We start from the raw sequence: 19,182 nt of genomic DNA, 5'->3' as shown, positions 1-19,182 counted from the left end.
AAAAATACATAAGCAGCCCATAGAAACAATTTTCAACGCCTATTGGCATATACCAACAAAAGCGGATATTTTAACCTTCTAGCATAAAATATCCGCTTTTTCACATGCGACAATCTAAACGTGTGGACTGCGACAATAGTTGCATGTCGCGTTTTTCGATGAGCCATAAACACTCATCACCACGAAAAAATCACTTTTGCCGTTCTATCACAAAATCGAGATAGGCTCTCAATCCTTTCTTCACCGAATCGTCTTCCACCTCGGATTCCAAGAAATCGAGCGACTCGGCATGCAACTTCCACATACGTTTCTCCGCATACTCTATACCACCATGAGCCTTGGTAAAAGCCACCAATTGTCCAATTTCATCGGTTGTTACCATACCAGCCTTCACCTTTCGAGCCACTGCAAGCATGGCCTCGTCGGCCGTTGAGTTTAGGGCATAGATCGCCGGAAGCGTCAATTTACCCTCGGCCATATCATTTCCGGTGGGCTTTCCTATCTCCTCCTTGTCATAATAGTCAAAGATATCGTCGCGTATCTGAAAGATAATACCAAGATTTTGGCCAAATTTCTTAGCCAACTCAATATCCGCCCTATCAGCTCCGACAGACATCGCACCCAAACATGCGCAAGCCTCGAAGAACGCGGCGGTCTTTTGCTTAATCACTTGGTAGTAAACCGCCTCTGAAATTTCCTTGTTTTGGATATTCGACAACTGCAATATCTCACCATTTGAGAGCGTTCTTCCCAGTTCGGCCAATGTGTTGACTATTTCCTGATTATGCGTATAATTAACGTGCAGCAATGCCGTCGAAAGGATATAATCGCCCACCAACACCGCCACTTTGTTATTGTAGACAGCGTTGACCGAGCTTTGCCCACGACGTTCCCTGCTCTCGTCCACCACGTCATCGTGCACCAACGAGGCCGTGTGCAACAGTTCCAACCCCACCGCCGCATGCTGCGTCACGGCGTTCACCTTGCCATAGTTTTTGGCCATTAGCAGTATAAACATGGGCCGCATGCGCTTGCCACTGCTTTGGCGAACATGTTCCAACGCCTGCCCTAATAGGCCGTCTTGGTGCGATAGCGATTTTGTGAACAAATCATCAAAATCGCTCAACTCCGATAAGATGGGTTGCTTGATGGTTGACAAATAATCCATGAACTCGTGTATATTTTGTTACAAAATTACTGTTTTTATCGGATATTGTGGCAAAAATTTAGTAATTTTACGCTTAAATCAATATAAACATGGACAAATTATTTCTCTTTGACGCCTACGCCATTATATTCCGGTCGTATTACGCTTTCATAAACCGACCCACCCGAAACCACAAAGGCCAGAACACCTCGCCCATATTGGGATTTTGCAACACCCTGAACGAGATTATTAAAAAGCAAAGCCCCACTCACATCGCCGTGGCTTTCGACTGTGGCAAGACTTTCCGACACGACGCTTACCCACCCTACAAGGCACAAAGAGAGGCCACGCCCGAGGATATCAACACCGCCGTGCCATATATCAAGAGCATACTCCAAGCCATGCACATACCCATTTTGGAGGCCAAAGGGTTCGAGGCCGACGATGTCATCGGAACCTTAGCCCTAAAAGCCGGGCAAGAAGGCATGGAAACTTACATGCTCACACCCGACAAAGACTATGGGCAGTTGGTGCGACCCAATGTCTTCATGTTCCGTCCCAAACACGGCGGGGGATATGAGAAAATCGGCGAGAACGAAATAAAAGATAAATATGGCGTTGAGACGGCAAGCCAAGTAGTGGACCTGCTGGCTCTCATGGGCGACTCGGCCGACAACTTCCCGGGCTGCCCTGGCGTTGGGGAGAAAACCGCCGCAAAACTAATCAAGGAGTTTGGCACCTGCGAAAACCTCATTGCCAACACCGACAGGTTGAAAGGCAAGATGCGCGAGAAAGTGGAAAACGCCATCGATGATATCAAGATATCAAAGTTTCTCGCTACCATCAAGACAGATGTACCCATCAAGCTCGACTTGGACGAGATGAAACTCAAGACACCCGACGAGGCCAAACTGCGCGAAATATTTGCCGAATTGGAATTTAGGAAGTTGGCAGACGACTTTATTAACAAAAGTAAAAAATCATCAACGGATCAAAATTTACAATTGGATTTATTCGCTCCAAATCCGACCGAGGGGACAGGCGACGCCGAAAATTCAAATTTTGAGACGCTAAAAACCACGCCTCACAACTATAAACTCATTGAAAATCAAGACAATTGCATCAAACTTTATGACTTTTTACGGACAAAAAAGATTTTAAGTTTAGACACGGAGACCACTTCCGCCAACGCCATTGACGCTGAGTTGGTGGGATTGAGCTTTGCCGTTCAAGAAAAAGAGGCTTTTTACGTGGCCATCCCCAAGGAGCGCGCGCAAGCCATCCAAATCGTCAACATTTTCAAACCACTATACGAAGACCCCACCATTCTCAAGGTGGGACAAAACATCAAATACGACTACGAGGTGCTGCGAGGCTACGGAGTGGACATCAAAGGCAAGATGTTCGACACCATGCTGGCCCACTACCTCATCCAGCCCGAGCAGCGTCACAACATGGACTACATGGCCGAGACCCTACTCCACTATCGCACCATCCATATAGAAGAGCTTATAGGTCCCGGTGGAAAAGGCCAAAAGAACATGCGCGACCTTGAACCGGGAGAGGTTTTCGAGTACGCCGCCGAGGACGCCGACATCACTTTGAGATTGAAAAACGTATTGGAACCCAAACTTAAAGAGGTAGGAGCCGAGCCGTTGTTTTGGGATATTGAGATGCCATTGGTCAGGGTGCTGGCCGACATGGAGCTCACCGGCGTGCGATTAGACACCAAGCAGCTCGACGAAACCAACCGCGCGTTCACCGCTCGAATGGCCCATTACGAGCGCCACGCATACGAATTGGCAGGCGGTGAGTTTAACATCAACAGTCCCAAGCAGGTGGGCGAGATCCTCTTTGACAAGATGAAGATTATAGACAAACCCAAAAAGACTCGCACGGGGCAGTACGTAACATCCGAGGATACACTGCTACAGCTCAAAGACAAATCGCCCATCGTCGAGGACATCCTCAACTATCGTGGCATGAAAAAGCTGCTCAGCACCTACATCGAGGCCCTGCCCAAGCTCATCAACAGTCGCACCGGCCGCATACACACCTCGTTCAACCAAGCCATCACAGCCACGGGACGGCTCTCCTCGAGCAATCCTAACCTGCAAAACATACCCGTGCGCGACGATGATGGCAAGGAGATACGCAAATGCTTCGTCCCGGAGCCGGGATGCAAGTTCTTCTCTGCGGACTACAGCCAGATAGAATTGCGCATCATGGCACACCTCAGCGGCGATGAGCACATGACAGAGGCTTTTCGCCAAGGGCAAGACATACATCGCGCCACAGCCGCCAAAATATGGAAAATAGCTCCCGAGACCGTCACCGACAGCCAGCGCAAGCAGGCCAAGCAGGCCAATTTCGGCATCATATACGGCATCACCGCCTTTGGTTTGGCACAGCGCATGGGCATCCCCAACGGCGAGGCGCGCAAGCTCATAGACGACTATTTCGACACGTTTCCTAAAGTACACGAGTATATGGAACAAGCCAAGCGCTACGCCCGAGAACATGGATATGTGGAAACACTGTTCGGAAGGAGGCGCTACCTGCCCAACATCAATTCCAAAAACGGTACCGTGCGCGGTTTTGACGAGCGCAATGCCATCAACGCCCCCATACAAGGCTCCGAGGCAGACATCATCAAACTCGCCATGACGCGCATTTGGAACAGGTTTAAAAAAGAAAATATAAAATCCAAAATGATACTCCAAGTGCACGATGAGCTAAACTTCTCGGTCTATCCGGACGAAGCCGAGCGCGTGCAAAGCATTGTCATCGAGGAGATGCAAAACGCCTACCCGCTATCCGTGCCGCTCATAGCCGACGCCGGATGGGGCGACAACTGGTTGGAGGCGCACTGAAAACCGCTACATATCAAACAGCCAAAGTTTTCAAAAAACATACACAATATGCTGATTATTATAACTTTATATAATTACCCATGAGAAATATCTATATCTCTTTTCTAACTCATCGCTCATCTTTTTAGGAAAGCGATAGGCTGTCTTCGTAGATTTATTTTATGGTGTCCATACTATCAATATGTCCTAAAATAATCACAAAAACAGAACCTTCAGAAGCAATCATTCTACAGAGAAAACAAGCAAGAAAATACAACTTATATACTGTCGCTCGCAGAATGTTATCGCAGCGCGTCGCGATAACTATCCATTCGCCATACGTTGAACGCTTAAACGCAAGCCGAATAAGGCTCAATAGCAACATGAATAATGCCTATTCACACCATGAATAGGCATTAAAGGCAAGACAAAAATCAAGCTTTTTAGAACGGGAAAAGGCTAAAACTCCGTAAAATGGTGGCTAACAGCAAGTTGCCTAAAACGCTCATATTTCGCGTATTTGAGAGCAAAGCACTCTTCAATTGAAAATAAACGAAATATGAGAGACCTTTTGTCCGCATATTTCAACATTATTTAGAACATCGCAAGTCATTAGATCCTTCGTTCCATTTGGGGCGGCACATACTTGCCGTTGACTTTCAACGGTTCGAAATGCAGCGTGATGAGCGAGTCTTGGCCAAGCAGCTCGTGCAATCGCCGCTCTATCTCGGTGGCATGCAAATGGGCATCGTAGAGTGTCATCGCACCCGGCATGCGAAAGTGTAACTCCATGGCAATACTGTTGCCAATGCGTCGCGTGCGCAAGTTGTGCACGTCGCTCACCAATGGGTCGGCCTTAACGGTAGCCACAATCTGCTCTTCAAGCTCGTCAGGCAGGCTGGCTTCCAACAGCTCGCTCGCCGACTTCTTAATCAAATCGTAAGCCGCCCTCAATATGAAATAGCTCACCACGATGGCCGCCAATGGGTCGAGCACAGCCCACCGCTGTCCCAAAATGATGGCTCCGCCTATGCCTATAGACGTGCCAATGGACGAAAACGCATCGGTACGATGATGCCACGCATTGGCCTCAACAGATTGCGAGCCAACTCGTCTGCCCACACGAATGGTGTATTGAAAAAGCCATTCCTTGGACACAACGCTTGCCACAGCAATCACAAAGGCTATCCAGCCCGGAGTCTCCAATGGTACACCTTGTATGGCCTGCCACACCTTAACGATGCCATTGAAGCATATCATCAGGCCCACGGCCAACAATGCCAACCCGATAAAAGCGGTGGCTAACGTCTCATACTTGCCATGCCCATAGTCGTGGTCATGGTCTATGGGCTTGTTGCTTAGTCGTACAAAAACCAATACGATGATGTCGGTAACAAAATCTGACGCCGAATGCACTGCGTCGGCTATCATGGCAGCCGAGCCTCCCACTATGCCGGCTACAAATTTGAGTGCCAACAGCATGGCGTTGAACATGCTTCCAATGATGGTCACACGGTATATCGACCGCGCGCGCAGCTTTTTATGTTCTGCTTTGTTCATATGTTTTTGCAATGTAACACTATAAGAAATCATCCCAGCCCACCATCACCATAATTGGTATTGGGCGAGATTGCAACGTGTTTAATACCACAAAATTATGAAAAATTGCCATACAACCAAGACAAAACGAGCGAAAAAAGACAGCCAAGCACACTTATTTCAACATTAACCATCATGAAAACGAATGTAGAAAAGCGTTTAAAAGCAAAAGACAACACCACGAAACAGCAGAGCGATAGGCATGGTTTGAGCGTCCTCCTCACCATATCCTTTGAACCAAGAAACACGACTGAAACAAAAATAGGGTGCAATTTGTTAGAAAATGCACCCGACATGATGCAAAAACTATGATTTTTTCTTTCGAGGTTCCTGTCTTTTTCATATCTTTGCAATTATCAACATTTAAGCTTATGGATGCCTTGACTTACCTTGAATCGCGCTGCCAACTGCGCCGAAACGTTCTCACGGGCGAGACGCTGTACGCCATTCCTAACTCGGACGAGTACCTGCCGCTCTCGCGCGAGGCCATCAACACGCTCATTTTGGAGGCTGGGCGCGAGGGGGTTGGACTTTCGGAGGGCTTGCTGAAACGATACGCCGAGTCTACGCTCATAGCGCCGTGGAATCCTGCCGAGGCTTGGCTACACAGCTTGGACGAATGGGATGGGACCGACCACGTGGCCGCATTGGCAGACCGTATCATCACCACCAACCCCGATTGGCCACAGCGTTTCCACAAGTGGATGCTGCAAATGGTGGCCCGATGGATAGGATACGAGGTGGCCCAACGCGACGTATTGGTGCCCACCATAGTGGGACAGTACGGTTATGGCAAGTCGTCATTCTGCAATATCATCCTTCCACCTGATTTGCGCAGATACTATACGGACCAAGTGCGCTTGCGCTCCACATCCGAGGTACATCGCATTGTCACCACCAACCTGTTGACTTGCATCGACGAGTTTTACCAAGAAAACACCGAACAAGAGGTGCTGTCGCGCTATCTTTTCTCTCGAAGCACACCGGTATTCAGAGCATCTTACGGCGTCACTGAGGAACCGCGGACCAACTACTCGGCCTTTATCGCCAACACGGGGAACCTGCATCCCATGACCGACGCAGCCGGAGCGGCCCACTTGGTGTGCGTGGAGATACAGCATCGCATAGATATCGCCACTCCAGTGCCCTACGAACAACTTTACGCGCAGCTCTTGGCCGAGGTGGAGAACGGCGTGGACTATGGCCTTACCGATGAGGAAAGGGAGGCTATGGCGGTGCAAAACTCACCATTCCAAGAGGCCGACAACTTGGTGAAAATGGTAACAATGCTCTACGCCACCCCTCCCAAGGGCAAGCGAGTGAAAGCCAAGGACATTGACACCATTGTGGACAGGCTGATGAAAGAGTATCCCTATTGGACGCCGGGAGAGCACGTCAACCAAGATGTGGGGTTCGCATTGCAGGAGGCTGGCTTTGCGCGGAGCCGCATACACGGCCGTTCTTGTTACAAGGTGATAGAGAAAGACCCGCGTAAACTTGATTTCGTGGAAGAGCCGCAAACCCCAGACAAGGATGGACTGGACAACAACCCATTGGCAAAGGCATTGCTATCGGGATTGGGAAACCTCGTGAAAAAATAAATAAAAACGTATATAAACAGCAATATTTTTTAAACAAACAACGATGAGACATATCACTATCACATTTGACATGAAGCATCTTGCCATCCGCATGGATGCCCTGAAAAAAGCCACATTGCTCGCATTGGCAACATGGTCAATATCATTAAACCTCAACGCGCAAGGTTATTACACCAAGTATTGCGCCGACAAGCAGCTGCAAAAGCAAGCCCAAGCATGGCTCAAGAAGGGCGAATGGCGCAACGGATTCACCAAGGCCGACGCTCATGAGACGGTAAACGCCGTGGAATTTTACACGCAATACAAAAAAAATCCGGAGCAGTGGAAAAAACTATTCGAGTGGTGTCAAAACACCGATCTCGCTGCATTGCCCAAAGGACGCGTACCCATCCCCGGCACTACAATGGTGGCAAGCGTGGAAGATGACCACAACCGCGACCTGCGAACACTAAAACCGGAAAGCCATGTACGGCACATCGATTTCCAATACGTGGTGAAAGGATGTGAGCGATTCGGCTTGGTAGACCACTATTCAAGCAAGGTGAGTGTGCCCTATCGGCCCGACGTGGTAAACTACTCCTACGACGCGAGTAAAGCGAAATTCTATGATGGAGACGCGTCAAAATTCTTCATCTTCTTCCCCGACGACTGGCACATCGCCAAAGTGAAAACCGACAAGAACGACCAAAACATCAGGGTGGTGGTTATCAAGGTGGATTACATGTGAGCCAACGCGCCGAAAAAACGAGTCGTCCATGGCTCATTCTTGGACAACAAAAACCCCTAAATACACAAATAGAGCATGGCAAAAAAAGACAATGATATGACACCGATGATGCGACAGTTCTTCTCCATGAAGGCAAAGCACCCTGACGCGGTGCTGCTCTTTCGCTGCGGCGACTTCTACGAGACCTACGGCGACGACGCAGTGACAGCATCTGGCATCCTCGGCATAACGCTCACCAAACGAAACAACGGCGGAGCAACGGGAGAGACGGCCATGGCTGGCTTTCCCCACCACGCCTTGGACACCTACCTGCCCAAACTAATCAGGGCTGGAAAACGTGTCGCTATATGCGACCAACTGGAGGATCCGAAGAAGAAACGACAAGCCATCAAAGGCAAAAAGGGGCTCACGGAGATGGACAAAATGGTCAAAAGGGGCATCACGGAGCTTGTGACACCGGGCGTGGCGATGAGTGACAACGTGCTGAACTACAAGGAAAACAATTTTCTCGCGGCCGTACACTTCGGAAAAACGGCCTGTGGCGTGAGTTTCCTCGACATCTCCACAGGCGAGTTTCTCACCGGACAGGGCACCTATGACTACGTCGAAAAACTCCTTGGCAGCTTCTCCCCGAAAGAGGTGCTGCATGACCACGAACGCAAAAAAGACTTCGAGCGCTATTTCGGCACGCGCCATTGCACGTTCGAGATGGACGACTGGGTGTTCACGGAACAAAGCGCACGCCAGAAACTCCTTAAGCATTTTGGCACCAAAAACTTAAAAGGATTTGGCGTGGAGCACCTGCGTGAGGGCGTTATCGCGGCCGGGGCTATCATGCAATACCTTGAAATAACCCAGCACACAAGCATCAACCATATCACCTCATTACAACGCATCGAGGAGGAAAAATACGTCCGATTGGACAAGTTTACCATTCGATCGTTGGAGCTTCTTGGAGCCATGCAAGACGAGGGACGCTCGCTACTGAGCGTGGTGGATCACACCGTGACCCCCATGGGAGGCCGACTGCTAAGGCGATGGATGGTTTTTCCGCTCAGGGATGTGGCCCTAATTACCGACCGGCAAGACATCGTGGAGTACTTTTTTAGGCAGCCAGACTTCAGGCAAGTGGTCGATGAGCAGCTGCATCGCGTGGGCGACTTGGAACGCATCATATCCAAAGTGGCCGTGGGAAGGGTGTCGCCACGCGAGGTGATACAGCTCAAAAACGCGCTCATAGCCACCCAGCCCATCAGATCGGCTTGCCTGTACGCCAACAACGACAGCCTGAAACGCTTAGGGCAGCGGCTGAACCTATGCGAGACCCTGCGTGACCGCATCGCCGCCGAAATACAGCCCGACCCGCCCTTGTTGGTCAACAGGGGCAATGTCATTGCCGAGGGATACTGCGCAGAGCTTGACGAGCTGAGACAAATATCAAGTCATGGCAAGGACAGCCTGCTCGAAATACAGCGGCAAGAGACCGAGCGAACGGGCATAACGTCACTCAAAGTGGGCTTCAACAACGTGTTTGGATATTACCTTGAAGTGCGCAACACCTTCAAAGATAAGGTTCCAGACACATGGACAAGGAAGCAGACACTGGCCCAAGCGGAGCGATACATCACGCCCGAGCTGAAAGAATACGAGCAAAAGATATTGGGCGCTGACGAGAAAATAATCGAGTTGGAAACACAATTGTTCAACGAACTTGTGGCTGATATGCAGCGATACATCGCCGACATACAGGCCAACGCCAACCTGTTGGCACGCATAGACTGCCTACTTTCGTTCGCCAAGGTGTCCGAGAGCAACATGTATGTGCGCCCTACGGTAGACGAGACCGATGTCATAGACATTCGGCAAGGTCGCCATCCTGTCATAGAGACTCAAATGCCATTAGGCGAACTATACGTGCCAAACGACGTATATCTCGACACCAAGAAGCAACAGGTGATGATGATAACGGGTCCTAACATGGCCGGCAAATCGGCTCTGCTGCGCCAAACGGCCCTAATCGCACTATTGGCCCAGACAGGATGCTTCGTGCCGGCAGAGCGAGCGAAAATAGGTTTGGTGGACAAGATATTCACTCGCGTGGGCGCAAGTGACAACCTCTCGTTGGGAGAGTCCACCTTTATGGTCGAGATGACCGAGGCCGCGAACATTCTCAACAACGTGACGCCACGCTCGTTGGTACTCTTTGACGAGCTGGGACGAGGCACGTCCACCTACGACGGCATATCAATAGCATGGGCCATCGTGGAGTATTTGCACGAACAGCCCAAGGCTCGGGCGCGCACTCTCTTCGCGACGCACTACCACGAGCTGAACGAAATGGAAAAACATTTCGCCCGAATCAAGAACTTCAACGTCTCCGTCAAGGAAGTAGACGGCAAGGTTATCTTCTTGCGCAAACTGTTGCCGGGCGGATCCGAGCACTCGTTTGGCATCCACGTGGCCGAGATCGCGGGCATGCCCAGGTCTATAGTAAGGCGCGCCAACATCATCCTGAAGCAGCTTGAGGCCGACAACTCGGAAGTGGGTAACGTGGGTAAGCCATCGGTGGAGCGGCTGGCTGGCACACGAGACGGCATGCAGCTCAGCATATTCCAACTGGACGACCCCGTCCTTTCGCAAGTGCGCGACGAGATATTGGGCTTGGATGTCAACAACCTCACGCCAGTGGAGGCACTCAACAAACTCAACGATATCAAGAAAATAGTGACGGGAAGAAGCTGACCGAACATTCCAAACATTACCAATACCAATACGGCAACAGGCCATATCCGCACTGACAAACAGTGGGGGATGGCCTGTTTACATGATATCGAGAGCGCGACAACTACAAGTCGCTACTTGGGGTCTACCCTCGCGCCAAGTTTTTTCATCCAGTTTCCGCCTATCATCACGGCCACGCCAAGGATGATAAAAGGAATGGAGAGCAACTGCCCCATGTCAAGGAGCATGCCAGCCTCAAAGTCCACTTGTATGTCTTTGGTGTACTCTATGAAAAAACGAGCCACGAACACCAATGCCAAGCACATGCCAAAGAAGTACCCGGTGCCCACTTTCTGTTTGTTTTTGCGATACGCCAAGAAGATGACGAAGAAGAAACAAGCGTAAGACAAGGCCTCATAGAGCTGTCCGGGATGGCGTGGATACTGGTCTACTCGCTCAAAGATGAACGCCCATGGAACATCTGTCACCTTGCCTATAATCTCCGAGTTCATGAGGTTTCCAAGCCTTATGAATGTGGCCGTGACGCAAGAGCAAATACCCATATTGTCCAACACAACCCACACGGGCACTTTGGTGCGCCTGCTATACAGCCAGATGGCTATGAGCATACCTATAACACCACCATGCGACGCCAAGCCCTCATAGCCCACGAACTTCCAACTACCATCGGGCATGTGGTGCATAGGGACGATCATCTCTATGAAATGCTCCCACGACCCAAGGAAATATTCGGGCTGGTAGAACAAACAATGTCCCAAACGCGCGCCAATAAGTACGCTCAAAAAGATATAGAGGAACAGCGGTTCAAACTTCTCGTCGGGTATCTTTTGCTCCTTATAGAGCCGCTGCATAAGCAGATAGCCCAAGAGAAGACCCACCAACCAGCACATGGAATACCACCTAATACCAAAACTCCCGATATGGAACATGATCTCGCTCGGGTTCCAATAAACGAATAACAAATCAAAATTCATAATTCAAAATTTAATATTTGGCGCGCCACATGCCGTGAAAGATCCCTTGCAAAGACAGCGCGGAAACATGGTTTAGGAACATGACAACGGTCAGACATTAAACCTGAAGTGCATGATGTCGCCATCTTGCACCACATAGTCCTTGCCCTCGATACCCAATTTGCCAGCCTCACGAACGGCGGCCTCTGAGCCATACTCGATATAATCAGCGTATTTGATGACCTCGGCTCGGATAAATCCCTTCTCAAAGTCGGTATGAATCACGCCGGCGCACTGTGGGGCTTTCCACCCTTTGTGGAATGTCCATGCTTTCACCTCCATCTCGCCGGCCGTGATAAAGGTTTGCAAGTTGAGCAGGCTGTAGGCTTTTTTGATGAGCCTGTTTACCCCACTCTCCTCCAATCCAAGCTCGTCCAAGAACAAACGCTTGTCCTCATAGCTCTCGAGCGATGCGATGTCCTCCTCTGTCTTGGCAGCGATAACCATGGCCTCAGCGCCCTCGGCGGCGGCCATCTCTTCTATTTTCTTGCTGTACGCGTTGCCCGTCTTGGCACTGTTCTCATCCACATTGCACACGTATAGCACGGGCTTGGTGGTCAACAAAAACAGGTCGTGGGCGGCTTTCTCCTCCTCACGGGTGTCGAATGTCACCCCGCGAGCGTTCTGACCCTTGTCCAACACTTCCTTGTAGGCCTGCAACACCGTCACCAACACCTTGGCCTCCTTGTTGCCAGCGGCAGCGGCCTTCTCTGTTTTTGACAACTGAGCGTCGATGGTCTCAAGGTCTTTGAGTTGCAACTCCGTGTCGATGATTTCCTTGTCGGCAATGGGATCAACCGCCATGCCACCCTCACGCACCACGTTGTCATCATCAAAGCAACGCACCACGTGGATGATGGCGTCACACTCGCGAATGTTTCCAAGAAACTTGTTGCCCAAACCCTCGCCCTTGGAGGCTCCCTTTACTAAACCGGCGATGTCCACTATCTCACAGGTAGCTGGCACGATACGCCCCGGACGCACTATCTCGGCAAGCCGCGTGAGCCGCTCGTCCGGAACCGTTATCACGCCAAGGTTGGGCTCTATTGTACAAAAGGGGAAGTTGGCTGCCTGTGCTTTGGCACTCGAAAGGCAGTTGAAAAGGGTAGACTTCCCTACGTTGGGAAGGCCCACGATACCACATTTTAATGACATGTCTAATGATAAACGTTTATATTCTGACATGCAAAGTTACTAAAAAGATTGGTAACAGACCGTGCTGCAGCGTTATTAATATATAATGCCAATATGGACGGCTATACAAATATCACTATGAAATATTCTGACAACAACCCCTTCATACATCGCGCACATGAAAATTCAAACGCCAACGGCAAAAATACGCCAAAAACAAGCATGTTTCACAAAAGCCTATCTGTCAACAACTTATAAGAAAACAGCATTAGGATGCACGTTGGTGGCATCGTGGAACGCATGCGTTTAAGCACCAATCGCAATATGATTGGTGCTTAAACGCAAGCCGAATAACGCTTAAACACGCTGTCATTGAGCATTAATGGCAAGCCCTTGAAATACCAATGGCAAAATAGGCACATTTCGCGGGCTTGAAAAAAACGATTAAACAACATTTCAACTGGTCCGCGTTGGCTTCACGTCGTCTGAAAACTCTCTATTTCACCAAGATGAGAAGGTGCTGTTTTCTCATAATTTTTTTGACAAAAATGAGCCGTTCTCCCACCCTCTTACCTATATTTTGAAGCTGTGAATAAAACTAAAAAGTCATTATCCAACATAACGAAAAGGGCTTTATCCACCGTCGTTGACGACTATTTTTCGGTGTAAATCACCTGCACCATGGTTTGTCCCACGGCCTTAAGCGTGCTCTTGTCTATATGCTCCAAATTGTCGGCAAGGGTGTGCCAAGTTGGGCCGAAAGAGCTTTGGGCGCAGTCTGGATAATAAGGTATAATGTCTATGCAAGGTATTTTGGCCACTTGGTTGAGCGGGATGTGGTCGTCTGTAATCATGCCACCATCTGATTGGGGGAAATAAGAGCCATAACCCGCCGAGCGCGCGGCGCCCCAAACCTTCTTCACGATTTCCGGAGCGTATTGCATGGACATGCCCTCGCGATAAAATCTGGCTCCCTGTCCACCCACCATATCCAACAAGATGCCGTATCTCGGCGCGTAGCCTTGTGGCAGGTTTGCGGCAAAATGCTGCGCACCGAGCGCCCAAGAGTCGCCACTGTCAGCCACATCGCTCCATTGTGGCACCCCCCAGTCCTCCGCGTCGAAGCACACAAAATCGATGCCGATAGTGGGTTTAGGCGAGTTGGCCCCTGCCTTGTCGGCCTCGCTCAACAGTCTCGCCAACTCCAACATCACAGCCACTCCACTGGCAGCGTCGTTAGCGGCGAGGATAGGTTTGCGCCAATTGGTGGAGTCAGGGTCATTGTCCGCCCACGGGCGCGAGTCCCAATGAGCGCAAAACATGATACGTGTGGTGGCCGCCGGGTTGTAGCTCGCCATGATATTGGTGGCCTTGAGGACGGTGCCATCAAAGCCTTTGAGGTCGGTCTTTTGGGTTTTTACCTCGCAGCCATACTGCTTAAATTTAGCAACGATCCAATCCAAGCATCGATCGTGTCCTGCGGTGTTCATGGCCCTTGGACCAAAGTCGCACTGCGCCTTAACAAACGCAAAAGCCGTGTCGGCATTAAACTGCGGTCCGACAGGCTGTATCTTTTCCGTTTCCTCGGCATCATCAGCTCCGCTGGCAGGGCCCGATAGATTGGGATAAAAGACAAGGCACGCGGCGGCCGCGAACAAGACTACTGCTATCACTATGATATATCTTTTTTGTTTTTTGGTCATGTTTCTGTTTTTAAAATTGAGCTATCTGGTCTAAAGAGATCTCTTTGGCACATGCGAAAACCATTCCACCTATCGTTTGGCAGCTTGCGCCATCGACATGACGCGTAGCCAATTGCCACCCCAAATCTTCGCTATGTCGCGCTCGCTATACTTGCGACGCAATAGATGGAGGGTGATATTGATAAGCTCTGAGGCGTCGGCGCAGCCCAACACGGTGCCATCGCCATCAAAATCGGTGCCTATGCCCACGTGATCGATGCCCATCACCTCGATGGCGTGCTCCAAATGCTCCAAGGCATGCAGCAAAGTAGCCTCGCCATCCTGTCGCAAGAAGCCGTGGTAAAGTGTGACTTGCATAACCCCTCCCTTGTGAGCAAGGGCGCGCATTTGGTCGTCAGTGAGATTGCGCGGCACGTCACAGAGAGCTCTACAATTACTGTGCGAACACACTATAGGCACACGGCTGATATCCAACGCGTCATAGAACGACCGCTCACTACCGTGACTCAAGTCGACCATTACACCCTCGTCGTTCATCTTGTGGATGACCTTCTCACCAAATTGGGACACACCATCGTGCGTGTTACATCCACGGGCGCTGTCGCAAATATCGTTGTCTCCATTGTGACACAATGTGATATACACCACGCCTCGCTGGGCGAAGTGGCGCACATTGGCAATGTCGTGATTGAGAGCAAGCCCATTCTCTATGCCCATCATGATGCTCTTGCGCCCCTTTCGCTTGTCCTCGTAAAGGTCAGCAGGCGTGCGGGCAATGCTGACGTATTGGCTGTTTTGGTCCACAATACGCTCTATCTTGTCAAAGATCAGGTTGGCATACTCTGTTGGAGAGAGGCTCGTGGAAAGGTCTTTCAAGTAGGGATTGTGCTTGATAATGCCAGCAATATCGACCGTTTGCGAGAATTTCTCGCCCATTTTTGGCTGCGGAAGATAGGCCACCATGATGACGGCGTCTTGCCTGCCATCGGTCATCTTGTGCAGGTCGTAAAGCACACGTGGGTCGCGATGGCTGAACTCAACGCCCTGAGGGAAAAACATCGGGGTGTCGCAATGGCTGTCGAGGGTGAGCATGCGAGCGTGAAGCTGCTTGGCCGAAAGGAAATTGCGAGCGTGCGCCACCAGCCACTTAAATATCTTTAGCCCTTCTTCACCCATCCACTCTGGATGCCATTGCACGCCCATGATGGGCTTTAGCTCCGCGCTCTCCATGCCCTCTATGATGCCATCGGGAGCCATCGCCGACACCCTGAACCGTTTGCCGGTAGCGCTGACGGCCTGATGGTGAAAAGAGTTGACCGCAATGGAAATCTCCTCTCCCCCATCCCGTGGCGTATCTACGACGTAAGTGGGCGCGCCCGCGGTGTATATGTCAGCCAGAAAAGAGCCCGCGCTCAACTTGACCGTATGTGTAGGCTCAGATTTGTCGGCATCCTGCGAATGCTTGATGCAAGCTGACGGAGCGACACTTTTGCCCCCTGTATTCAAGCCGTCGCTAATATCTTGCGCGACTTTTCCACCCAACGCCATCGCCAAGGTTTGCATGCCACGGCAAATACCAAGCATGGGTATCTGCCTGTTGTAGGCCAATCGCGTGATGAGCAGCTCGGGCAGGTCGCGCGTGGCATTGATATTAGACAATCGTGGAGATGGCTCCTCGCCGCACCAAAGTGGATTAAAATCACCTCCGCCAGTAAGTATCAATCCGTCAATATGGTCGAGGGTGTTGATGATGGTGCCCCTGTCAGCCACGGGCGGAATGATGATTGGGACGCCTCCTGCCTTGACAACTTGTTTGTAATAACGCTCACGCAAGGTCGCGTCGCCATCAGAGTAATTAGAAGTGATGCCAATAATCGGCTGATTATTGGCCTCTGGGAAAGTCGTGTAAAAATCGTTCAGGCACGACTCGATATCAAATTGGTTCATTATTCGTTTACACTAACGGTGATTTCACGCTTCACGCTTTGCTCCAAAGAGATGAGCGTCTCGGTGGAAACCACACCGGGTATGGTCTGAAGCCTATTGTTGAGCAGATCCATGAGCTGCTCGTTGTCGCGGGCATAAGCCTTGATGAGCATGGTGTAAGGGCCTGTAGTGAAGTGGCATTCCACAATCTCGGGGATGTCAATAATGCGCTTTACCACATTCTTGTACATGGAGCCACGCTCCAAATTCAGCCCCACATAAGTGCAAGTGGTGTAGCCAAGGCTTTTGGGATTGACGTCGAAACTGCTGCCAGTGATAACGCCAGCCTCCATCAGTCGTTGCACGCGCTGGTGGATAGCGGCTCTCGACACACCACACTCGGCGGCCACATCCTTAAAAGGTATACGTGCGTTTTTCGATAGAATTAAAAGGATTTTCTTGTCTAAATTGTCTATTCTCTCCATGTTTAAGCATTAACAGATTGTTGATATTGTTTGAGCAAAAATAGGTAAAATATGTGATACTAACAACAAAATGCACGAATAAATTAAATTACTCGTGCATTTTGTTATATTAAAAAGATGATTTGGGGTGTTGGCCTTGTATATTTGATAGTTTGTGCTATGATTAGTGCACCAATCTAACAAATGTCAGTGCATGTCGATTGGGCTATTTTGATTTTTTAGAAGCTTTCTCCTCTGGCTGTATTGAGACGAGCTCCACGGTGAAAATCAGTGTGGAAAATGGCTTGATTTGGCCTGCCTCACGAGCGCCATAGCCCAAATTCTGAGGAATGTAAATCTCCCATTTGCTGCCCACGGGCATATTGGTCAAAGCCTCTGTCCACCCTTTTATAACCTGATTGCAACGGAAACTGTCCGTCTTTTGGCCGGGATGTTTGGATGTGGCGTCAAAAATATGGCCATCAATGGTTTTTCCCTCGTATATCACTTCTACCGTCTGGTCAACCGTGGGCTTGGCGCCTGTTCCGTTTTTGAGCACCTTATATTGCAGTCCTGAGGGCAAAACGACAACTCCTTGCTTGGTGGAGTTGGCTTTTAGCCATGCCTCGTTCTCTGCCTTATAAGCTGTGTTTCTACGTGCGGTGATAGCCTGCATACGCACATCGAAAAGCTCTGATGCTGATGTCATGCTGTAGACGGTGGTGTCCTCGACCACTCCGGCCAGAAATCCCTCGTGGAAACACGTCGCGCGAAGAGAGTCGGCAGTGCCTGCGAGTGATTTGTTCATACCGGGAAAAATTTGGGTTTTTGCTTGGTTGGCTATCTGCGTGCCGACGATGTACGCCGTGAATGCAGGATCCTCTCCTTTTTCTATAACCTCCTTGTAGCCGCGCACAAACTCCGACATATACGTGGTGTCAACATGCAACTGGTTTTGAAGGTAGTTCAAAAGTCCCTGCGTGGCCCTATAACCAGCCGCATAGCTCAAACTATCGGCACTCGTAACCAAGCGCACTTGCTTGACAAGCTCACTTTTTTCTTTTTTCTTTTTCTTGTCTTTATCGCTCGCCAAGCTTGAGACAGGAACCAACGCGGCCATCAATATGGCCATCGACATAATGGCAATCCTCTTCATTTGTTATTATTTTAATGATATGATTTTATGTAAAAAATATGAAAGTACTGTCTTAACTTATATAAAAATTTTTCCCAAAACGTTTATGTCGTTGGACAAATGTATTGGTACAATCATTTTACCACGGCCTCATCAAAATTGGTTTTGGCACAGTAGCAATCAAAAAACACCCCTCCTGACGGACCGTACATGGCCTCGAGGAGGGGTTGTTATTATCTAAGGATATTATTATTTTCCAACCTTGATAAGTTCTATCTTAAAGATAAGCGTTGAGAATGGCTTGATATCACCAGCCTGACGCTCTTTGTAGGCGAGGTTTTGGGGTATGTAAACTTCCCAAACAGAACCCTCTGGCATGTGCGTCAATGCTTCCGTCCAGCCCGGAATAAATTGCTTGGGCTGAATTGTCACAGGGCCTTGGCCGTTTGTGTACGAGCTTTCGAACACCTTACCATCTATGGTACGACCTTCGTAGTTCACCTTAACAGTAGTGGTATCGGTAGGAATGGCGCCCTTTCCCTCCTTGATTACCTTATACTGTAAGCCCGAAGGCAGTGTCACAACGCCCGCCTTTTTCTTGTTGTCAGCAAGGAATTTCTCTCCCGCCACTTTGTTGGGACCGTACTCTTTAAGCATGGTCTTGCTCTTGATGGCTTCCATTTTGGTCTGGGCTATCTGATTGGCGGCATCAGGAGTAAATAGTCCTGACTTTCCCTTAGCTCCTGTAATAAAGCCTGCCAAAAGGTTTTTCAAGGAAATGGTCTTTGTCGAGTCGCTACCATAAACCTCATGATTGATACCCTTAACAAGCTGTGTAGCCAGCTGCTGTCCTACCTGCAAACCCATGATATAAGCATTTTTCTTCTTGTCATCACCTGCGTTTGCTCCTTCGTTGATACCTTTGATGAATTCATCAATATATGCCGTGTCTATGACCTGTCCTTGCTGAATGGCTTGGCGAACATACTGTGACTGCGCCAAACCAATGGCATAACTCATGGTGTCCACGTCTGATTTCAAGTCAGCTTTTGGTGTTGACGAATTACCGCACGCACTGAATGTTGCGGCTGTGATGGCCATAACGGCCACGATTTTCAAACTTTTCATTTGTTCAATTT

General features: G+C 49.7%; 13 protein-coding genes. 4 read left to right on the top strand and 9 right to left on the bottom strand.

Annotated features, from left to right (window positions below):
* Positions 1-190 precede the first annotated feature (190 nt).
* Positions 191-1,168 carry a polyprenyl synthetase family protein gene (locus tag C7379_RS02190; RefSeq protein ID WP_116615811.1) on the bottom strand — a complete coding sequence of 326 codons (978 nt, stop codon included), beginning with the start codon at positions 1,166-1,168 and terminating at the stop codon, positions 191-193.
* An 89-nt stretch (positions 1,169-1,257) separates the two neighbouring features.
* Here C7379_RS02190 and polA point away from each other — a divergent pair, with 89 nt between their 5' ends.
* Positions 1,258-4,020, top strand: coding sequence for a DNA polymerase I (polA, locus tag C7379_RS02185; RefSeq protein WP_116615810.1), 2,763 nt, complete (start codon positions 1,258-1,260; stop codon positions 4,018-4,020).
* Between the two features lie 591 nt (positions 4,021-4,611).
* On the opposite strand, the gene C7379_RS02180 is transcribed toward polA, so the two are convergent.
* Positions 4,612-5,559, bottom strand: a complete 948-nt coding sequence (locus C7379_RS02180; protein ID WP_116615809.1) for a cation diffusion facilitator family transporter — start codon at positions 5,557-5,559, stop codon at positions 4,612-4,614.
* 410 nt (positions 5,560-5,969) lie between these two features.
* Here C7379_RS02180 and C7379_RS02170 point away from each other — a divergent pair, with 410 nt between their 5' ends.
* The 3 genes from C7379_RS02170 (at position 5,970) to mutS (ending at position 10,668) form a co-directional block, all read left to right on the top strand.
* Positions 5,970-7,199 (top strand): VapE domain-containing protein, encoded by a 1,230-nt coding sequence (locus tag C7379_RS02170; RefSeq protein WP_116615807.1) that lies wholly within the window; start codon positions 5,970-5,972, stop codon positions 7,197-7,199.
* Positions 7,200-7,242: 43 nt separating this feature from the next.
* Positions 7,243-7,926, top strand: coding sequence for a NanQ anomerase/TabA/YiaL family protein (locus tag C7379_RS02165; RefSeq protein ID WP_243406682.1), 684 nt, complete (start codon positions 7,243-7,245; stop codon positions 7,924-7,926).
* Positions 7,927-8,001: 75 nt separating this feature from the next.
* Complete coding sequence (mutS, locus tag C7379_RS02160) at positions 8,002-10,668, top strand: DNA mismatch repair protein MutS (protein ID WP_116615806.1); 2,667 nt, start codon at positions 8,002-8,004, stop codon at positions 10,666-10,668.
* Positions 10,669-10,781: 113 nt separating this feature from the next.
* On the opposite strand, the gene lgt is transcribed toward mutS, so the two are convergent.
* The 7 genes from lgt to C7379_RS02125 all read right to left on the bottom strand — a co-directional run bounded on the left by lgt (position 10,782) and on the right by C7379_RS02125 (position 19,171).
* On the bottom strand, positions 10,782-11,642 hold the full coding sequence (lgt, locus tag C7379_RS02155; protein ID WP_116615805.1) for a prolipoprotein diacylglyceryl transferase: 861 nt from the start codon (positions 11,640-11,642) through the stop codon (positions 10,782-10,784).
* A 90-nt stretch (positions 11,643-11,732) separates the two neighbouring features.
* On the bottom strand, positions 11,733-12,836 hold the full coding sequence (gene ychF, locus C7379_RS02150; protein WP_116615804.1) for a redox-regulated ATPase YchF: 1,104 nt from the start codon (positions 12,834-12,836) through the stop codon (positions 11,733-11,735).
* 632 nt (positions 12,837-13,468) lie between these two features.
* Positions 13,469-14,518, bottom strand: a complete 1,050-nt coding sequence (locus C7379_RS02145; protein WP_116615803.1) for a M28 family peptidase — start codon at positions 14,516-14,518, stop codon at positions 13,469-13,471.
* 69 nt (positions 14,519-14,587) lie between these two features.
* Positions 14,588-16,465 carry a membrane dipeptidase gene (locus tag C7379_RS02140; RefSeq protein ID WP_116615802.1) on the bottom strand — a complete coding sequence of 626 codons (1,878 nt, stop codon included), beginning with the start codon at positions 16,463-16,465 and terminating at the stop codon, positions 14,588-14,590.
* Entirely contained in the window at positions 16,465-16,929 is a 465-nt protein-coding gene (locus C7379_RS02135; protein ID WP_116615801.1) for an Lrp/AsnC family transcriptional regulator, read from the bottom strand. The genes C7379_RS02140 and C7379_RS02135 overlap by 1 nt, the downstream gene beginning before the upstream one ends.
* A gap of 205 nt (positions 16,930-17,134) precedes the next feature.
* The gene (locus C7379_RS02130; protein ID WP_116615800.1) at positions 17,135-18,064 is read right to left on the bottom strand and encodes a BamJ family beta-barrel-assembly machinery protein; all 930 of its coding nucleotides are present in this window, start codon (positions 18,062-18,064) and stop codon (positions 17,135-17,137) included.
* 228 nt (positions 18,065-18,292) lie between these two features.
* Positions 18,293-19,171, bottom strand: a complete 879-nt coding sequence (locus C7379_RS02125; RefSeq protein ID WP_116615799.1) for a BamJ family beta-barrel-assembly machinery protein — start codon at positions 19,169-19,171, stop codon at positions 18,293-18,295.
* Positions 19,172-19,182 lie beyond the last annotated feature (11 nt).

The organism is Hallella colorans, from assembly GCF_003096815.1.
Taxonomy (GTDB): Bacteria; Bacteroidota; Bacteroidia; order Bacteroidales; family Bacteroidaceae; genus Prevotella; species Prevotella colorans.
Note: the sequence above shows the minus strand (reverse complement) of the source record. Positions and strands in the feature narration are given on the sequence as shown.

Coding starts and splice junctions, on each gene's coding strand:
- C7379_RS02190 (WP_116615811.1), bottom strand. CDS start 1,168: ATGGATTATTTGTCAACCATCAAGCAACCCATCTTATCGGAGTTGAGC.
- polA (WP_116615810.1), top strand. CDS start 1,258: ATGGACAAATTATTTCTCTTTGACGCCTACGCCATTATATTCCGGTCG.
- C7379_RS02180 (WP_116615809.1), bottom strand. CDS start 5,559: ATGAACAAAGCAGAACATAAAAAGCTGCGCGCGCGGTCGATATACCGT.
- C7379_RS02170 (WP_116615807.1), top strand. CDS start 5,970: ATGGATGCCTTGACTTACCTTGAATCGCGCTGCCAACTGCGCCGAAAC.
- C7379_RS02165 (WP_243406682.1), top strand. CDS start 7,243: ATGAGACATATCACTATCACATTTGACATGAAGCATCTTGCCATCCGC.
- mutS (WP_116615806.1), top strand. CDS start 8,002: ATGGCAAAAAAAGACAATGATATGACACCGATGATGCGACAGTTCTTC.
- lgt (WP_116615805.1), bottom strand. CDS start 11,642: ATGAATTTTGATTTGTTATTCGTTTATTGGAACCCGAGCGAGATCATG.
- ychF (WP_116615804.1), bottom strand. CDS start 12,836: ATGTCATTAAAATGTGGTATCGTGGGCCTTCCCAACGTAGGGAAGTCT.
- C7379_RS02145 (WP_116615803.1), bottom strand. CDS start 14,518: ATGACCAAAAAACAAAAAAGATATATCATAGTGATAGCAGTAGTCTTG.
- C7379_RS02140 (WP_116615802.1), bottom strand. CDS start 16,465: ATGAACCAATTTGATATCGAGTCGTGCCTGAACGATTTTTACACGACT.
- C7379_RS02135 (WP_116615801.1), bottom strand. CDS start 16,929: ATGGAGAGAATAGACAATTTAGACAAGAAAATCCTTTTAATTCTATCG.
- C7379_RS02130 (WP_116615800.1), bottom strand. CDS start 18,064: ATGAAGAGGATTGCCATTATGTCGATGGCCATATTGATGGCCGCGTTG.
- C7379_RS02125 (WP_116615799.1), bottom strand. CDS start 19,171: ATGAAAAGTTTGAAAATCGTGGCCGTTATGGCCATCACAGCCGCAACA.